Source organism: Duganella sp. Leaf126, assembly GCF_001423125.1.
GTDB lineage: Bacteria > Pseudomonadota > Gammaproteobacteria > Burkholderiales > Burkholderiaceae_D > Rugamonas.
The window spans coordinates 748,840-766,082 of record NZ_LMNW01000031.1; the positions used below are offsets into that span (position 1 = coordinate 748,840).

14 protein-coding genes are annotated in these 17,243 nt (G+C 66.0%); 2 read left to right on the top strand and 12 right to left on the bottom strand.

Annotation, left to right across the window (positions count from 1 at the left end; translation table 11 throughout):
- Window positions 1–68 precede the first annotated feature (68 nt).
- Window positions 69–704: an NAD(P)H-dependent oxidoreductase gene (locus ASF61_RS16555; RefSeq protein WP_056157949.1), complete on the top strand. Its 636-nt coding sequence runs from the start codon at window positions 69–71 to the stop codon at window positions 702–704.
- Between the two features lie 189 nt (window positions 705–893).
- Here the strand turns inward: ASF61_RS16555 and ASF61_RS16560 are convergent, their stop codons facing one another.
- Window positions 894–1,913: a DUF2145 domain-containing protein gene (locus ASF61_RS16560; RefSeq protein WP_082491767.1), complete on the bottom strand. Its 1,020-nt coding sequence runs from the start codon at window positions 1,911–1,913 to the stop codon at window positions 894–896.
- 76 nt (window positions 1,914–1,989) lie between these two features.
- Window positions 1,990–2,454: a hypothetical protein gene (locus ASF61_RS16565; protein WP_056157952.1), complete on the bottom strand. Its 465-nt coding sequence runs from the start codon at window positions 2,452–2,454 to the stop codon at window positions 1,990–1,992.
- Window positions 2,455–2,644: 190 nt separating this feature from the next.
- On the opposite strand from ASF61_RS16565, the gene metH reads away from it, so the two are divergent.
- Window positions 2,645–6,418, top strand: a complete 3,774-nt coding sequence (gene metH, locus ASF61_RS16570) for a methionine synthase (RefSeq protein ID WP_056158280.1) — start codon at window positions 2,645–2,647, stop codon at window positions 6,416–6,418.
- A 9-nt stretch (window positions 6,419–6,427) separates the two neighbouring features.
- Here the strand turns inward: metH and ASF61_RS16575 are convergent, their stop codons facing one another.
- From ASF61_RS16575 to rsmB, 10 genes are all read right to left on the bottom strand, one after another.
- Window positions 6,428–7,759 carry an ABC transporter permease gene (locus ASF61_RS16575; RefSeq protein ID WP_056157956.1) on the bottom strand — a complete coding sequence of 444 codons (1,332 nt, stop codon included), beginning with the start codon at window positions 7,757–7,759 and terminating at the stop codon, window positions 6,428–6,430.
- Between the two features lie 11 nt (window positions 7,760–7,770).
- Window positions 7,771–8,712 (bottom strand): ABC transporter ATP-binding protein, encoded by a 942-nt coding sequence (locus ASF61_RS16580; RefSeq protein WP_056157959.1) that lies wholly within the window; start codon window positions 8,710–8,712, stop codon window positions 7,771–7,773.
- Window positions 8,713–8,830: 118 nt separating this feature from the next.
- Window positions 8,831–10,108: an EAL and HDOD domain-containing protein gene (locus tag ASF61_RS16585; RefSeq protein WP_056157961.1), complete on the bottom strand. Its 1,278-nt coding sequence runs from the start codon at window positions 10,106–10,108 to the stop codon at window positions 8,831–8,833.
- A 90-nt stretch (window positions 10,109–10,198) separates the two neighbouring features.
- On the bottom strand, window positions 10,199–10,972 hold the full coding sequence (locus ASF61_RS16590; RefSeq protein WP_056157965.1) for a class II glutamine amidotransferase: 774 nt from the start codon (window positions 10,970–10,972) through the stop codon (window positions 10,199–10,201).
- A gap of 100 nt (window positions 10,973–11,072) precedes the next feature.
- Entirely contained in the window at window positions 11,073–11,330 is a 258-nt protein-coding gene (locus tag ASF61_RS16595) for a DUF3567 domain-containing protein (RefSeq protein ID WP_056157968.1), read from the bottom strand.
- Between the two features lie 109 nt (window positions 11,331–11,439).
- Window positions 11,440–11,868, bottom strand: a complete 429-nt coding sequence (locus ASF61_RS16600; RefSeq protein ID WP_056157971.1) for a hypothetical protein — start codon at window positions 11,866–11,868, stop codon at window positions 11,440–11,442.
- Window positions 11,861–12,586, bottom strand: coding sequence for a response regulator (locus ASF61_RS16605; RefSeq protein ID WP_056157973.1), 726 nt, complete (start codon window positions 12,584–12,586; stop codon window positions 11,861–11,863). The genes ASF61_RS16600 and ASF61_RS16605 overlap by 8 nt, the downstream gene beginning before the upstream one ends.
- Before the next feature lie 81 nt (window positions 12,587–12,667).
- Window positions 12,668–14,971 (bottom strand): ATP-binding protein, encoded by a 2,304-nt coding sequence (locus ASF61_RS16610; protein WP_056157976.1) that lies wholly within the window; start codon window positions 14,969–14,971, stop codon window positions 12,668–12,670.
- A complete protein-coding gene (locus ASF61_RS16615) occupies window positions 14,972–15,607 on the bottom strand; it encodes a DUF4390 domain-containing protein (protein WP_056157979.1) in 636 nt (211 codons plus the stop codon). It lies immediately after the preceding gene.
- On the bottom strand, window positions 15,600–17,012 hold the full coding sequence (rsmB, locus tag ASF61_RS16620; protein ID WP_056157983.1) for a 16S rRNA (cytosine(967)-C(5))-methyltransferase RsmB: 1,413 nt from the start codon (window positions 17,010–17,012) through the stop codon (window positions 15,600–15,602). The genes ASF61_RS16615 and rsmB overlap by 8 nt, the downstream gene beginning before the upstream one ends.
- Window positions 17,013–17,243 lie beyond the last annotated feature (231 nt).

Below are 17,243 nucleotides of genomic sequence, written 5' to 3' on the forward strand. Positions count from 1 at the left end.
AAGGCGGGCTCATACGCGGATTGGCAAGTTGGCTTACACTAACCGGCCACAATCCTCAAGGAGCCCTCATGTCCGACCTGATCGACAAACTGAACTGGCGTTACGCCACCAAGAAATACAATCCTGCCAAGCAGCTGGAGCAGGCCAAGCTCGACAAGATCCTGGAAGCGATCCGCCTGGCACCGACCTCGTCCGGCCTGCAGCCGTTCGAAGTGTTGGTCGTCAAGACGCCCGAGCTGCGCGACAAGATCCGCGCGGTCGCGTGGAACCAGTCCGGCGTGAGCGAAGCGTCGCACCTGCTGGTGTTCGCGGCCTGGGACAATATCACCGAAGAACGCATCGACATGATGTTCGACATGACGAACGATCAGCGCGGCTTCATCAACGAAGGCTGGGAAGCGTATCGCAAGCAATTGAAGGGCATCGTTGCCTCGCGTACGCTCGAACAGAACGCCGAAGCCGCCGCGCGCCAGGTGTATATCGCGCTGGGCCTGGCGATGGTGGCCGCCGCCGAAGAACACGTCGACAGCACGCCGATGGAAGGCTTTGACCCGAAAGCCGTGGACGAGATCCTGGGCCTGGGCGCGCGCCACCTGAAAAGCGTGGTGATCCTGCCGCTGGGCTACCGCGCCGACGAAGGCGACTGGCTGGCCAACCTGAAAAAAGTCCGCCGCCCGATGGACCAGATCGTCTCCGAGATCTAACTACCCCACCCCAAGCACCCCGCCCAGCCTTCAGCGCAAGGCGCAGCGTCGAAGACAGCACGCCAGTACGGCAAGACGCTGCAACGCCGCGATGGAGGCCGGGCAGCGCAGCCTTCAGCGCAAGGCGCAGCGTCGAAGACAGTACGCCAGTACGGCGAGACGCTGCAACGCCGCGATGGAGGCTGCGCCTTAGTCCAGGGCGATCACGCGGTCGCCCTGGGTGAAATCCGGCACACACCCGTCAGCAATCGGCGTCCAGCCATGCCGCACCACCACGCGCTTGTCGTCGTGGCACAATTCCACCCGCTCGCTGGCAGGAAAGCGATACTGCACGAAACGCTCGAGCGACGTGGGCAGGCTGATCACCAGTTGCCGCGCCGCGCGGTCGTGGTCGGGATGGTCGTCCAGGTGCAGCAGCGGCACGAAGCGGCCGGCCTGCATCAGCCACCAGGAATCGATGGCGACCGGCGCCGGCGTGTAGCGCGCCGTGCGCAGCCAGTCCTGGGCGCGTTCGCGCAAGTGATCATCGTCGGCCAGGTCGCCCCAGCCGGCCGCCAGCATCTCCGCCACCCATTGATTGCAGTTCTGATAGCGCGTGCTGAAGGCATAGGCGTTGGCGCTGTACTGCGCGGCCAGCAGGTGCGTCACGCGCGGCCGGTCCAGCAGCGCCGGGCGCAGCGCCAGCACCGCCTCGGGCGGCAGCCGCACGACGCTGATATAGCCGAGCTTGGGATCGTCGGTGCCCATGGCAAAACCGGCCAGGCCCTGGTCGAAGATGCGCGGCCGGCGTTCGTCGCAGGCGTAGTACAGCTGGCGCGCGGCCCACACGCCGGCGTCCGAGCGCCAGGCCAGCGCCGCGTGCGAATAGCGGATGCCGAAGCGCGACAAGTCGAGCCCGGAGCGGCTGACCAGCGCCACGCTGCTGTCGGCACTGGCGCCAGCGCCCTCGGTCATGCCACCGGCAGCACCATTGGTCGGTCCACCGGCCGCACCATTGGTCGCGCCACCGGAGGCATCACTGGTCATGCCATCGGCAGCACCATTGGTCATACCACCGGCGGCACCAGCGGCCGCATCGTCGCCCAGCACCGCGCGCAGCACGCCGGCAAAACGCAGCAGGCGGCTTTGCTCGGCGGCCGTCAGTTCCTGCGAGCGGTCGCAGAAACGCGACCCGCTGCCCGCGCCCTGGCCGGCACTGCTTGAAGCCATGCTGCCGGCGTGTGCGCTGCCGGCCAGCACCGTCAGCCAGGCCAGCGCCGACCACCAGCGCCAGCCCGGCCAGCGGTTACAGCGTGACAGGACGCGACGCCAGCTCGCCATACCACTCGTCGGCCAGCACCAGGTAGAACGGCTGGCGGTTATCGACGCGGCCGAACTCGATACCGTACACGCGGTTCTGCGCATACATGGTGTCGCCGGCGGCCAGCCCTTGCTGCGCGAACGTCGCTTGCGGCAGGTCCAGTACCACGCGCTGGCCGTCCTGACCTTGCTGCTGCAGGGTCAGGCGGGTGCGCCCTGCCCGGTCAGGCGTCGTCCCGATCTCGAGGATGCGGTAATTACCGTCGGCGACCTTGCGCTTGTTGCCGCTCGAGCTGTTGCTCGAATCGTTGAGCGAATCGGAAACGCTGCCGCTCGAGGCCGAACCGGCGCTCGACGCCGACGACACGAAACTGTCGGCGCGCGCCGTGGTGGCGGCCAGCGCCAGGGCAGCGGCACAAGCGGCCAGGCGGACTGCATGAAGTGGGGACATCGGGATTCCTTGCATCGTGGAGGGCAGGTCGCCAGTATACGCCAAGCGCCCCGTGGCAAAACAGGAGATTGTTGCTCCAACGCCGCGATCGGCGGTAGCTAATTCTGCAATGCCGTATAATTTCAGGCCCGCGCTGTCCCCACCTCGCCCCAGAAAGTACCAAATGAATAACACCGTGTTCCATCCCGTGATGTCCAAGGCCGATGCCCAGCTGCGCGAGATTCTCGCGCGCCGCATCATGATCCTCGACGGCGCGATGGGCACCATCATCCAGCAGTACAAGCTCGATGAAACCGCGTACCGGGGCGGTCCGAACGGGCGCTTCATCGACTTTGCCGCGCCGGCCGACAGCGGCGCGCGCGAGCTGTTCGTCAAGGGTAACAACGAACTGCTGACGCTGACGCAGCCGCAGGTGATCCAGGAAATCCACGAGCGCTACCTGGCGGCCGGCGCCGACCTGATCGAGACCAACACCTTCGGCGCCACCACGATCGCCCAGGACGACTATCACATGGCCCACCTGGCCTACGAGATGAACCTGCAGGCCGCCAGACTGGCGCGCGCCGCGTGCGACAAGTACAGCAGCGCCGACAAGCCGCGCTTCGTCGCCGGCGCGCTCGGCCCCACGCCAAAAACCGCCTCGATCTCGCCCGACGTCAACGACCCCGCCGCCCGCAACATCACCTTCGACCAGCTAGTGGCGGCCTACCACGAGCAGACGCGCGCGCTGGTCGAAGGCGGCGTCGACGTGCTGCTGGTCGAAACCATCTTCGATACCCTGAACTGCAAGGCCGCGCTGTTCGCGATCGAAAAATTCTACGACGAGAACCCGGCCGTGCCACGGCTGCCGCTGATGATCTCGGGCACGGTGACCGATGCCTCGGGCCGCATCCTGTCCGGCCAGACCGTGCCGGCGTTCTGGAACTCGGTGCGCCATGCGCGCCCGCTGACCATCGGCCTCAATTGCGCGCTGGGCGCGGCGCTGATGCGTCCCTACGCCCAGGAGCTGTCGCAGATCGCCGATACCTACGTCTGCATCTACCCGAACGCCGGCCTGCCCAACCCGATGAGCGACACCGGCTTCGACGAGCTGCCGGCCGACACCTCGGCACTGCTGCGCGAATTTGCCGAAGCCGGTTTCGTGAACATCGCCGGCGGCTGCTGCGGCACCACGCCCGACCACATCGCCGCCATCGGCGAGATATTATCGAAGACCCCGCCGCGCGCGGTGCCGCAGGTGCCGGTGGCGCAGCGCCTGTCGGGCCTGGAGCCGTTTACGATCGACGAGCAGTCGCTGTTCGTCAACGTCGGCGAGCGCACCAACGTCACCGGCTCGAAAGCGTTCGCGCGCATGATCCTCAACGAGCAGTACGACGAGGCCTTGAGCGTGGCGCGCCAGCAGGTGGAAAACGGCGCCCAGGTCATCGACATCAACATGGACGAGGCCATGCTCGATTCGCAGGCCGCGATGACGCGCTTCCTGAACCTGATCGCCTCCGAACCGGACATCTCGCGCGTGCCGATCATGATCGACTCGTCGAAATGGTCGGTGATCGAGGCGGGCCTCAAGTGCGTGCAGGGCAAGTCCATCGTCAACTCGATCTCGATGAAGGAAGGCGAGGCGGAATTCGTCCGCCAGGCCAAGCTGTGCCTGGCCTACGGCGCTGCCGTCATCGTCATGGCCTTCGACGAAAAAGGCCAGGCCGACACCTTCGAGCGCAAGATCGAGATCTGCGCGCGCGCCTACCGCCTGCTGGTCGACCAGGTGGGCTTCCCGCCCGAGGACATCATCTTTGACCCGAACATCTTTGCCATTGCCACCGGCATCGAGGAGCACAACAACTACGCGGTGGACTTCATCAACGCCACGCGCTGGATCAAGGACAATCTGCCGCACGCGAAGATCTCGGGCGGCGTCTCGAACGTATCGTTCTCGTTCCGCGGCAACGACCCGGCGCGCGAGGCGATCCACACCGTGTTCCTGTACCACGCGATCAAGGCCGGCATGACCATGGGCATCGTCAACGCCGGCATGGTCGGCGTCTACGACGACCTGCCGGCCGAACTGCGCGAACGGGTCGAAGACGTGGTGCTGAACCGCCGCGAGGACGCCACCGAACGCATGATCGACATCGCCGGCACGCTCAAGGCCGGCGCCGGCAAGCAGGATGCGCAAAACCTCGAGTGGCGCGAAGCGAGCGTGGAAAAGCGCCTGGCGCACGCACTGGTGCACGGCATCACCCAGTTCATCACCGACGACACCGAAGAGATGCGCCAGCAGGTGCTCGCCGCCAACGGCCGCCCGATCCACGTGATCGAAGGCCCGCTGATGGACGGCATGAACATCGTCGGCGACCTGTTCGGTCAGGGCAAGATGTTCCTGCCGCAGGTGGTGAAATCGGCGCGCGTGATGAAGCAGGCGGTGGCCCACCTGATCCCGTACATCGAGGAAGAAAAGCTGGCCGAGGAGCGGCGCACCGGCATCGTCGCCAAACCGAAGGGCAAGATCGTCATGGCCACCGTCAAGGGCGACGTGCACGACATCGGCAAGAACATCGTCACCGTGGTCCTGCAGTGTAATAACTTCGAGGTGGTGAACATGGGCGTGATGGTGCCGTGCTCGGAAATCCTGGCGCGCGCCAAGCTGGAAAACGCCGACATCATCGGCCTGTCCGGCCTGATCACGCCGTCGCTCGAGGAAATGGCCTACGTGGCCAAGGAGATGCAGCGCGACGACCATTTCCGCATGCTCAAGATCCCGCTGCTGATCGGCGGCGCCACCACCAGCCGCGCCCACACGGCCGTCAAGATCGCCCACAACTACGACGGCCCGGTGGTGTACGTGCCCGACGCCTCGCGCTCGGTGTCGGTGGCGCAGTCGCTGCTCACGCCCGAGAGCCGCGACCAGTACATCCAGGAGATCACCGACGACTACCAGCGCATCCGCGAGCAGCACGCCAACAAGAAGGCGCTGCCGCTGCTGCCGATTGCGCAGGCGCGCGCCAACAAGATGCAGCTGTCGTTCGACGGCGACTGCGCCCCGGTAAAGCCGAAGTTCATCGGCCGCCGCGAGTTCCGCAATGTGGACCTGGCGCTGATCGCGAAATACATCGACTGGGGTCCGTTCTTCCAGACCTGGGACCTGGCCGGTCCCTTCCCTGCCATCCTCACCGACGAGGTGGTGGGCGAAGCGGCCAGCAAGGTGTATGCGGAAGGCCAGGCCATGCTGAAAAAGCTGATCGACGGCCGCTGGCTGACCGCCAACGGCGTGATCTCGCTGCTGCCGGCCAACACGGTCAACGACGACGACATCGAGGTATATACCGACGACACCCGCAGCAGCGTGGCGTTCACCTACTACGGCTTGCGCCAGCAGGGCGTCAAGCCGGTGGTCGATGGCGTGCAGCGTCCGAACCAGTGCCTGGCCGATTTCATCGCACCGAAAGACTCGGGCGTGAAGGACTACCTCGGCATGTTCGCGGTGACGGCCGGTCTCGGTATCGAAAAATACGAAAAGCGCTTCGAGGACGCGCACGACGACTACTCGTCGATCATGCTCAAGTCGCTGGCCGACCGCCTGGCCGAAGCGTTTGCCGAATACCTGCACGAGCGCGTGCGCAAGGACCTGTGGGGCTACGCGCCGGACGAGGCGCTCGGCAGCGAAGACCTGATCGCCGAAAAATACCTGGGCATCCGCCCGGCGCCCGGCTACCCGGCCAACCCCGAGCACACGGTCAAGCGCGCGATGTTCGACACCATGCAGGCCGAAGACATTGGCATGGTGCTGACCGAGTCGTATGCGATGTACCCGGGCGCCGCCGTCTCCGGTTTTTATTTTGCGCACCCGGCCTCGAAGTACTTCGTGGTCGGCAAGATCGGCGACGACCAGCTGGCCGACATGGCCGCGCGCCGTGGCGTGGACAAGGCGGAACTCGAGCGCTGGCTGGCGCCGAATTTAAGCTGAGTTATGTCTTCACCCGCGCCCGTCGCGGGTAAGTTTTGCCACCGCCAGTGCGCCGAACACCACCGCGAAACCGAGCAGCACCGCGATCGACGGCGCAGCACCGGCCAGCCCCAGACCGCGCCAGGTGACGGCGTCGAAACCGTCGATGGCCCAGCGCGTGGGCATGACCAGCGTCACCGTCTGCATCCATTGCGGGAAGATGAACGACGGCACCCAGGCGCCGCCCAGCACCACCATGATCAGCGTTGCAAACACGGCGATGCCGCGCGCCGCTTCCGGTGTCTTGCCGAACGCCGCGATCAGCAGTCCGAACGAGGCCGTAAACAGCGCAAAGCCGGCAGCCACGCCGAGCAGGCCCGCCACGCTGCCCACCTGCACCTTGAACATCAACATGGCGCAGGCAAAAATCGCGCACAGCAGGCCCACACCGATCACGGTGGCCGACAGCGCCCGTCCCAGCACCACCGTGGCCAGCGACACCGGCGCGGCCAGCAGGCGGTTCCAGATGCCGAGCCGGCGCGCCAGCAGCAGGGCCGTCCCCATCTCGATGCCCATGAACAGGATGAACTGCACGCCCATGCCGCCGAACGAATGGGCGTAGCTGTTGTATTTCGGGCCGCTGGACAGGGCCTGGTCGCGCGTGGCGAACGGCAGCGTCATGCCGACCGCTTCCGGTTCGGCATCGACCTTGCCGTCGTTGCCGGCCGTGCGCGCCTTGTCGGCGTCGACCGCCGCGCGCTGGTCCTGGAATTTTTTCAGGCTGTCGAGGAAGTCGCCCAGTTGCGCCGCCTGCGGATCGGTACGCGCTGCCGCGCGCACGTCGGCCAGCTGGCGGGCAGTGACGGCCGAACCGGTGCTGCCCATCACGGCCGCGCTGGTGGTCTGCATCACCTGCTGCGTGAGCAGCCCCTTGACCATGGCCAGCACCGTCGATTGCGAGGGATCGTAGTACAGCGGCAGCTCGGGTTTCTCGGCCTTGCGGCCGCCAAACAGCGCGCTGTCGGCAGCGTCGCCGAAGCCGGCCGGGATCACCACGGCCACGGCCAGCTTGCCGGCGCGGACCTGTTCCCGCGCCTGCGCGTCGGTCAGTTCCGTCACGCGCAGCGTGCTGTCGGCCTTCAGGCCGGCGGCGATCTTCTGGCCGCTGGCCGACTGGTCGAGCAGCACCACGCCGATGTCGATCTTGCCGGTATTCGATGCGGTGCCACCGCCGAACAGCGAACCGAAGATCGCCGCCAGCAGCACCGGCATCAGCAGGTGCAACATCAGCGCGCGCTTGTCGTTCACGTACAGGATCAGGTCCTTGCGGACCAGGGCCAGGAGAGGAGTGAGGGCAGTCATGGTACGTTCCGTCAGTCGCGCAGGCTGCGACCGGTAAGGTTGAGGAAGATGTTTTCCAGCGAGGTGCGGGCGGTGGCGAAGTGCAGCACCGGGATGTCCTGCGCCGCCAGCCAGGCCAGCACCGGCGCCGCGTGCACGCTGGCGGCCAGATCGATGTCGAGCGCGGCGCCGGCGTCACGCACGCCGGTCACGCCGGGCTGCGCGCCCAGGGCGGCCAGCAGCGCGGCCGTCGGCGCCACCGCCAGTTCCACGTGCAGTGCCGCCTGCGCGGGCAGGCGCTGGTACAGCGCGGCCGGGGTTTCGTCGGCCAGCACGCGGCCGCCGTCGATGATGACGATGTGGTCGGCCAGCCGTTCCACCTCCTCCATGTAGTGGCTGGTGTAGATCAGCGCGCAGCCTTGCGCCTGCAGCGCTTCGAGCGTGTCGAAGATGGCGTTGCGGCTTTGCGGATCGACGCCCACCGTCGGTTCGTCGAGGATCAGCAGCTGCGGCGCGTGCAGCAGGGCGGCGGCGATATTGAGGCGGCGCTTCATGCCGCCGGAGAAGGTCGCGGGTTTGTCGCGCGCGCGGTCGGCCAGGTTGACCTGCGCCAGCACGGCCTCGCAGCGCTGGCGCAGCTGCGCGCCCTTGAGACCGTACAGGGCGCCGAACAGCCGGAGGTTCTCGATGGCAGCCAGGTCGTCGTACAGCGCCAGGTCCTGCGGCACGTAGCCGATCTTGGCCTTGCCGGCGCTGGCGCCCTGCCCCACTGGCGCGCCGTCGAGCACGATGGCGCCGCTGTCGGGGCGCAGCAGGCCGCAGATCATGCCCACCGTGGTCGATTTGCCGGCGCCGTTGGGACCGATCAGGCCCACGGTCTGGCCCTGCCTGACCTGGAACGACACATGATCGACCGCGCGCCGCGCGCCAAACGATTTACTGACACCGTCTACCTGAAGCAACACCGAAGCCATGGTCGTCCTTGCTGTTTAAGTAGCGATCAAGAATATCGTTTTGCTATTTATGCAGCAAGTTACAGATTAGCAATCTAGTGTTTTTCTCCAACAAACAACAATCGGCTCGGGTAGCCCATCACAAAGCGTAGCGCACCACGTTATCGCTCCATTCGAAAGCCGCCATCTCGAGTTCGACCAGTTCCTCGGTACTCATGGCCAGCGCGCGCAGCGCCGGCAGCACCTGGTGGTCGAGTTCCTCGATCCGCTCCAGCGACTCAGCCAGCGTCAGCAACCCGCCATAGAAGCCGGCGCGGTCGAGCAAGGCGGCGGCCACCGCGTCGATCACCGGGATCTGGCCCAGGATTTCGTGCATGGGCACGCCGAACAGCGTATCCATCAGCGACATGATGCCGACCGTGAACGCCACATCGGCCGCGTGCGGTTCCTGCGGCCGCAGCCTGGTGGCCAGCAGCTCCAGCAGGCGGCCGCGCGTGCTGGCCAGCATCAGCAGCGGCGTCATGCTGTGGCCGCGCTTGCTCGGTTCGGCGTACAGCATGATCTGCAGCCAGCGCTGCAGCTGGCGCCGGCCCAGCATGGTCAGCGCCTGGCCCAGCGAATCGATGCGCTGGCGCGCGCCCACGGCCGGCGTGTTGACCAGTCGCAGCAGGTTGAGCGCCAGCGACACGTCGCGCTTGATGGCGCGCTCGATCTCGGGGTTGTCGGCGTCGGACGTCACCAGTGTCATCAGTTCCATCACGGCCAGCTGCGACGGCGACAGCTTCTTGCCGCTCATGATGACCGGCTTGGAAAAATAATAGCCCTGGAAATAATCGAAGCCGAGGTCGAGCGCATTCTTGAATTCCTCGCGCGTTTCCACCTTTTCCGCGACCAGCTTCTTGCGCTGGTGGTGAAATTGCGGCGCCAGCTGCATCAGCGTCGATAGCGGCGTGTGGTGCACATCCATCTTGACGTATTGCACCAGCGGCAGCAGCAGCGCCGCCTGCTCGCTGTCGTGACCGCCGTGCAGGGCAAACTGGAAGCCGTGGCGGGCCAGTTCGGCCAGCCGCGCCAGCAACGGCGGCGTGACCGCGACGTCGGGCGCGATTTCGAGCACCACGCGCAGCGGCGGCAGGAAGGCGAAGATATCGGTCATCAGCACGCCGGCATCGACATTGACGAAGCCGCGCGCCTCGCCGATCGTGCGTTCCAGCCCCAGCTGCGAGGCGTGGGCGATCACCGCTGCCGTGGCGGACAGTTCGTCGGTGACCAGCGCCGGCCCGACCGGTTCGTTGCGAAACAGCAGTTCGTAACCGAACAGCGACTGGTTGCGATCGAGGATGGGCTGGCGGCCCAGATAGAATTCGCGCACCCGCAGTTTGGGCAGGCCGGCGTCGTTGGCGGAGAGATCGATCATGTGCTTCAGTCAGAAGGGTGGGCGGTCGCCTACCATTTTGACAGCAATACCCTCTACTGTCGCGGTCGGCGGGAAGGTTTGGTCGCCGCTTTACACGGTTTGTTGCGGAGCGCCATCAATAAACAGCTTCAGCTCTGCGGGCGCAAAGGCGGTCCAGCGCTCGTTGGTGGTCAGCGGTTCGGTGACGATCACGGCCACCCGGTCGTGCGGCGTGGTGACCTGGGCGAAGTCGACCGTCACATCCTCGTCGGACAGGATGGCGGTATCGAACGGGTGCTGGCGCACCAGGTAATACAGGCTGGTGGAGCAATGGGCATACAGTTCGCTGCCCGACGACAGCAGCATATTGAAGGTGCCGTGGGTGGCAATCTCGGCCACCAGCGGCTGCAGCGCCGCGTGCAGGTCCGCGCGTGCGGGCCGCTGTTCGCCGAAACGGGCGCGCAACTGCTGCAGGATGTAGCAGAACGCCCGCTCGCTGTCGGTGCTGCCGACCGGGCGGAAAGCGCCGTTGAGCAGCGGATTGAATTGCTTGAGGTCGCCATTATGGGCGAACACCCAGTACTGTCCCCACAGCTCGCGCACGAACGGGTGACAGTTTTCCAGCGCCACCTGGCCCTGGGTGGCCTTGCGGATATGGGCGATGACGTTGGTGGACTTGATCGGGTAATTTTTGATCAGCTCGGCGATCGGCGAAGCGACAGCGGCCTGGTGATCGACGAAATGGCGCACGCCGGCGCCCTCGAAGAAGGCGATGCCCCAGCCGTCGTGGTGGTGATCGGTACGGCCGCCGCGCATGGCGAAGCCGGTAAAGCTGAACACAATGTCGGTCGGCACATTGCAGTTCATTCCCAGAAGTTGACACATGGTGATCTCTTATAAAGACGCTGGCGTGCGCATATTAACCGACTCGACCGCAGAAACGGTCGCCAGTGCGCAGCCAGCAAGACCACCTGCTGCACTCCCCTTAGTGGAGCAGCACGGGCTGACTCATGAGCTCATCGTAATTGCCGAGGAATTCGTCGATCTCCGCCATGGTGGGCTCGTTCGCGATCAGCTCGTTGACGTCGCGACGGAAGTTCTGCGCCAGCACGCCATTGATGAAGATTTCGCGCTTGCCGCCCTTGTCGACGATTTCGTAGCCGCCGAAACGCAAGGCGTCCAGGCTCCGGTCGGCGCCGAACTCGACAACGCTGTACTGTTCGCTGTTATAGATGAGGTTCATATTGCTTCCTTTCTCCAGAGGGCCTGCTTGGTTACACTTTCAGTTCGATAGATAGGACTGGAAGCGTGCAATTCAAGGGCTTGCTGTCGGGAACCGATCTGCCGGCGGTTCAGGCCGCGATATCGGGCTGCAATGCCAGCAAGGCATCGTACGGCGGCCCGGACAGCCACTCGCGCAGCAGTGCCAGGTGCTCGGCCGAGGCCAGGCTGATGTAGAGCCGCGCCGGACGCAGGCGCAGCATACGGTTCAATGTTACCCGCAAAACGAGATTGCCGGTGCAATGGAGACAGCCGGGTGCGATCCGGTTCACATACACCGGATATTTTTCAGGGAGATGGGGAGCATCGGGGGCGGTAGCGTCGAAGACCAGGGCCGAACTGCCGTCCGACAGGCCTTCGAGGATGATGGCGCTGGGCACTCCCGGTTCCAGGAGTGCGGCAATGGCAGTCTCGCGCGCGCCGGCGCGGGTGCCCGTAACCAGCCACGTGGGCACCGGCGCCCGGGGGGCGGCGGTGGCACTGGCGTTCACATCAGTCACGGGCTGAGGCGGCCTTTTTTGCCAGTTTGCCCGGCTCCACGCCCAATTGCTTGAGCTTGCGGTACAGGTGGGTACGCTCGAGGCCGGTTTTCTCGGCCACGCGCGTCATGCTGCCGCCCTCGCGTCCCAGGTGGTGCTCGAAATACATGCGCTCGAAGGCGTCGCGCGCTTCGCGCAGGGGCAGGTCGAACGACAGGCTGATCGAGTGATTGTCGGCGCCGGTCACCGTGGCGCCGCCACGCACGGCAATCGCCGCGGCCGGGTTGGGCGCATTGAACGCTGCGCCGGCGGTATCCTCGGCCTGCGCCGCCACCACCGGGCGCGGGGCCACGACCGGCGCCCGTACGGCTTCCTGGGCGCGGGTCAGGCCGGCCTGTACGGCTTTCAGCAATTTTTGCAGCGCAATCGGCTTTTCGAGGAAGTTGAGCGCGCCGATGCGGGTGGCTTCGACCGCCGTATCGATGGTCGCGTGGCCCGACATCATGATGACCGGCATCGTCAACAGGCCGTCGCGCTGCCATTCCTTGAGCAGGGTGACGCCGTCGGTGTCGGGCATCCAGATATCGAGCAACACCAGGTCCGGCGCACCGGCGGCGCGTGCTTCGCGGGCCTGCTGGGCGTTTTCCGCCAGTTGAATTGCATGTCCTTCGTCGCTGAGGATTTCCGAGAGCAACTCGCGGATGCCCATCTCATCGTCCACTACCAGTATGTTTGCCATCTTCCCTCACCCTCTACATGTTACCGTCAGTGCGGCCATCGTTTTTGCTTGTCTATCCGTCTACTACGTTGCTTACTACGATTAAACATTTTGCATTGTCGGCGCTAACTTTAACAGCAAAATCATTATGGACGCGCCACTTCGTTCAGTGTGATTCTGGATATCGATCCTGCCGCCGTGCTCGTCGATGATCTTCTTCACCATCGCCAGGCCCAGGCCGGTGCCGCGCGCCTTGGACGTGACGTAGGGCTCGAATGCGCGGGCCAGGATCCTGGGCGCGAAACCGGGCCCGTTGTCGCTGATCGAGAGCCGCACGGCCATGCGTTCGCCACCGTCGGCGCCCTGATAATGGATGGCTTCGGTAATCACGTCAATCCGGGGCGCTTCCGCGCCCGCCGGCAACTCGGCCATGGCGTCCTGGGCATTCTGCAGCAGGTTGTGGATGACCTGGCGCAGCTGGGTGGCGTCGCCCATCACCGGCGGCAAGTCCGGCGCCAGCTGCGGGTGGATGATGTCGCTGCTCTCGCCGCTCAGGTACAGGTCGAGGATTTCGCCGACCAGCGCGTTCAGGTCCAGCGTCTCGAGCACGGCCGGGGGCGTGCGGGCATAGTCGCGGAAGTCGTCCACCATGCGCTTCATGGCCGCCACCTGGTTGACGATGGTGGTCGTGCTCTTGTTGAGCAGCTCGGCTTCGGGCGCGCCCAGTTTGCTTTCCAGTTTCATCTGCAGGCGCTCGGCCGACAGCTGGATCGGCGTCAGCGGGTTCTTGATCTCGTGCGCCAGGCGGCGCGCCACCTCGCCCCAGGCGATCGAGCGCTGCGCCGAAATCACGTCCGAGATATCGTCGAACACCACCAGGTAGCCATTGCCATCCTCGAGCGGCAGGCGCGAACCGCGCGTGAGCAGGGTCAGGTCGTGGTCGTCCAGGCTGGCCGAGCGGCGCGGCACCTCGATCTGGCGCTGCCAGTGGGTGCGCTGGGCCATGCGCCCGGCTGCCGACTGCGCGCTCTGGGCGGCAAAGCCGGCCACGATGGCGGCGCCGAACTCCTGCATGCCCTCTACCTCGTCGAGCTTGCCCCCGATCATGGTCATGCCCGGCAGCTGCAGGATGCGCTCGACCGAGTCGTTAAAGCTGATCAGGTGGAACTCGGCGTCGAGCACCATCACCCCGGCCGACATGTTGGCCAGCACCGACTCCAGGTGGGCCTTGGCGTTCTGCAGGGCGGCGCGGTTGCGCTCGACGGCGCTGCGGGCGTCCGACAGCTGCCGCGTCATCGTGTTGAACGATTGCGTCAGCGTGCCGAGCTCGTCGGACGTGGCGACGATCGGGCGCGGCGACAGATCGCCTTCGGCCACCGCGCGCGTGCCTTCGGCCAGCAGCAGCAGCGGCTGGGCCAGGTCGCGGGCGATCAGGAAGGCGCTGGCAATCGCGCCGAACACGGCCAGCAGCAGCGTCAGCGTCAGGGTGACGATGTACATCTTGCGCAGGCCCACGCGCGCGACAAAACGCTCCTTGTAGTTGGAATAGGCGCTGCGGATGGTTTCGCCGTTGGCGGCCAGCTTGGCCGGCGCCAGCTGGATCAGCTGCAGGTAGCGCGGCGCCAGCCGGAAGCCGTTCGGCCGCACCACCTCGGGGATCGCCATCACCACGCGCAGGCGCAGCTGCTGGGCGCTGTCTTGCGGCCCGACCGGCGCGGCCGGCATGTCGACCAGGTTGCTGCGCAGCTCGTTGCCGCCCTCGGGCGCGCCGTAGGCGACGTCGCTCTTGGCCTTGGCCATCATTTCGCGGGTGGGCAGGTCGGCGCTGAGGTTGCCGCTGCGGCTGGCGCGCGCGCTCAGCATCAGGCCGCCCTCGGCATCGACAATGATGGCGCTTTGCATGCCGGGCTGGTTCTTGACCAGCTCGGCCAGCAGCTGGCGCTCGGTGCCGGTCGGCTCCTGCGCCAGCCGTTCGGTGGCGCGCGCGGCGCTGACGGTGAGGTCGCCGAGCGCGGCATCGAGCCCGGCCCGGCTCAGGTCGATGCCGGCTTCGAGCGCCTCCTCCACCGGCACGTTGAACCAGGAATCGATCGAATGGGACACGAACTGCACCGAGACCAGGAAGATCACCAGCCCGGGCAGCACGCCGATGGCGGCGAACAGCAGCACCAGCCGGGTCATCAGCCGCGCCCCGAACTTGCCATCCTTGTAACGACTGTACAGCCGGTACAGCGATACCGCCACCAGCAGCAGCAGCGCGCCGGCCACGGCCGCGTTCAGGCCCAGCAGCCAGGCGTAATAGCGGTCGAAGAAGCCGGAGTTGTCGGACGCGGAGGCCAGCAGGAACAGCAGGATACTGACGAAGGCACCGCCGATGACAGCAAAATACCGCAGTACCCTGCTCACTTATTCAGCCTTGTAGAGGAAGGATTTCTTGTCGGACGCCAGGCGCCATTCATTGTTATTGAGGGCGTTGATCTGGATCGGCTTGGGCAGGTAGTTGGAGTCCAGCCCCATCGACAGCTTGACGGTATAGGTTTCGCCCACCTTGAGCGCGCCGCGCGGCGCCACGATCCAGCGGTTGGGCCGGCGGATCTGGAACAGCGCGTCGTCGAGCGAGGAGTAGCTTTGCGCCACGCTGCCGGTGATGCCCACCGTGTACTGGCGCGTGAGCACGTTGAACCAGATCTTGGCGGTCTGGCGCGCCACGATGGCTTTTTCATCGAACCAGTACCAGCGCGGCCGGGTAAATTCGATGGTGGTGGTGAAGTACAGCGGCACGCCGTATTGCAGCGCGTCTTCCAGGCCGTGATTGAGGTCGAAGCCATAGGTGGCCGACAGCCGGTAGCCCTCCTCGGTCGCCTCGACGAATGCGCGCCGGATCTCGACGCCGTCCGCAGCGCGCACTGCCTGCGGCATGGCGCAGGCGAGCAACAGCAGCAAGGGGCCGATCAACAGGCGCAAAAATCGAAAAGTCACGGTGCTCAACAGGTACGGGGTGGCAAAGAAACAAGCAAAATCAGGGGCAAAACGGTTACGCATTTTTCTGGAACAGCGCGTAGAACAAACCATCGTGATCCTGCCCGTCGCCACCGGCGGGGAGCAATTGGCCTGGCGCCGCGAGGCGCGTGGCGCCGTGGCGCACGGCAAACGCCGCGGCCTGCGCCTCGGATTCCTGGGGCCACAAGGAACATGTCACGAACAGCAATTTACCACCGGGCGCCAGCATCTGCCAAAGGTTGTCGAGGATTTTGGCCGAAAGTGTTGCAAGTTGGAGCGTGTCGCCCTTGCGGCGCAACCAGCGGATGTCGGGGTGGCGGCGCACGATGCCCGACGCCGTGCACGGCACGTCGGCCAGGATGCGGTCGAACGGCTGGCCGTCCCACCAGTCCGCCGTCTCGGCCGGCGCCGCCTTCAGCGTGGCCGCCAGCTGCAGCCGTTCGAGGTTCTCGCCCACCCGCGCCAAGCGCTTGGCGTCGGCGTCGAGCGCGGTCAGCTGCACCTCGGCCAGTTCCAGGATGTGGCAGGTCTTGCCACCCGGCGCGGCGCAGGCATCGAGCACGCGCATGCCGTCGGCCGCGTCGAGCAGCGGCGCGGCCAGCTGGGCGCCGGCGTCCTGCACCGACACCACGCCGTCGTTAAAGCCGGGGATCAGGCCCACGGCCACCGGCTTGTCCAGCCGCACCGCGTACGGACCGATGCGGGTGGCGGCCATGCCGGCCTGCGCCAGCACCGCCAGGTAATCGTCGACCGTGCTGCGGCGCGCGTTGACGCGCAGCGTCAGCGGCGGCGCCGTATTGCCGGCGGCGAGCACGCCCTGCCACTGCTGCGGCCAGGCGGCGCGCACGGCGTCGATCCACCACTGCGGATAGTTCCAGCGCGCCAGCGGCTGCAGCGCGGCCGCGTCGAGCAGCGGCTGGCGCTCGCGCAGGAAGCGGCGCAGCACGGCGTTGACCATGCCCTTGGCGCGCGCGGTGTCCGGGTGCGCCTCGGCAGCGGTGACGGTCTGATCGACCACGGTGAATTCTTCGTACGGCGCGGTCCGGTCGGGGGCATTGATCAGCGCCAGCGCACAGGCCAGCAGGGCCGCCACCAGCGGCTCGGGCGCCTTGGGCGCCATCAGGCCGACCAGGGTTTCGCTCTGCCCCAGCTGGCGCATGCAGCGGTAGCCGATATCCTGCATGGCCCCGCGCGCCTGCGGCGTGGCCTCGCTGCCGAGGCGGGTCCATACCTGGGCCAGCGCCTGCGGCAGGTTGGTGCCGGTGCGCACCAGCGCCACGGCTTGCGCCGCGCCGATCAGGCTGAAGGCGAGGGAATCGGATTTCAGGCCCGTCTGGAAGCCCGTCTGCAGCGCCGGCTTGAAGTCGCGCGCGTGGCTGGCGCGCAGCTTGGGCGCGGCCGGCCTGGCCGGGGACTTCAGGGAAAGTGTCGGTCGCTGCTTATTCATATACTGGTTCCAGATGGCGGCCGGCAGCCGTGATCGCGCAGTATACAGCAGCCACTTTCATAAGGCGATGAGTTGGCATGCGGTGCGATGTAAATCTGGGCCGGGATGCCCGCACGCGGTGACCGGTCCCGGGCAAACCAGTATAATATTTGCAGTTTGGCTCGTGCTTTCGCGCTGGCCTGCAGCCTGCCACCCCGCATTTTGATGATTATTTAGCGCGGCCCCGCCGCC

Bases quoted from the DNA above. Each gene is read 5' to 3' on its own strand.
- ASF61_RS16555 (WP_056157949.1), top strand. From the start codon at position 69: ATGTCCGACCTGATCGACAAACTGAACTGGCGTTACGCCACCAAGAAA.
- ASF61_RS16560 (WP_082491767.1), bottom strand. From the start codon at position 1,913: ATGGCTTCAAGCAGTGCCGGCCAGGGCGCGGGCAGCGGGTCGCGTTTC.
- ASF61_RS16565 (WP_056157952.1), bottom strand. From the start codon at position 2,454: ATGTCCCCACTTCATGCAGTCCGCCTGGCCGCTTGTGCCGCTGCCCTG.
- metH (WP_056158280.1), top strand. From the start codon at position 2,645: ATGTCCAAGGCCGATGCCCAGCTGCGCGAGATTCTCGCGCGCCGCATC.
- ASF61_RS16575 (WP_056157956.1), bottom strand. From the start codon at position 7,759: ATGACTGCCCTCACTCCTCTCCTGGCCCTGGTCCGCAAGGACCTGATC.
- ASF61_RS16580 (WP_056157959.1), bottom strand. From the start codon at position 8,712: ATGGCTTCGGTGTTGCTTCAGGTAGACGGTGTCAGTAAATCGTTTGGC.
- ASF61_RS16585 (WP_056157961.1), bottom strand. From the start codon at position 10,108: ATGATCGATCTCTCCGCCAACGACGCCGGCCTGCCCAAACTGCGGGTG.
- ASF61_RS16590 (WP_056157965.1), bottom strand. From the start codon at position 10,972: ATGTGTCAACTTCTGGGAATGAACTGCAATGTGCCGACCGACATTGTG.
- ASF61_RS16595 (WP_056157968.1), bottom strand. From the start codon at position 11,330: ATGAACCTCATCTATAACAGCGAACAGTACAGCGTTGTCGAGTTCGGC.
- ASF61_RS16605 (WP_056157973.1), bottom strand. From the start codon at position 12,586: ATGGCAAACATACTGGTAGTGGACGATGAGATGGGCATCCGCGAGTTG.
- ASF61_RS16615 (WP_056157979.1), bottom strand. From the start codon at position 15,607: ATGCGTAACCGTTTTGCCCCTGATTTTGCTTGTTTCTTTGCCACCCCG.
- rsmB (WP_056157983.1), bottom strand. From the start codon at position 17,012: ATGAATAAGCAGCGACCGACACTTTCCCTGAAGTCCCCGGCCAGGCCG.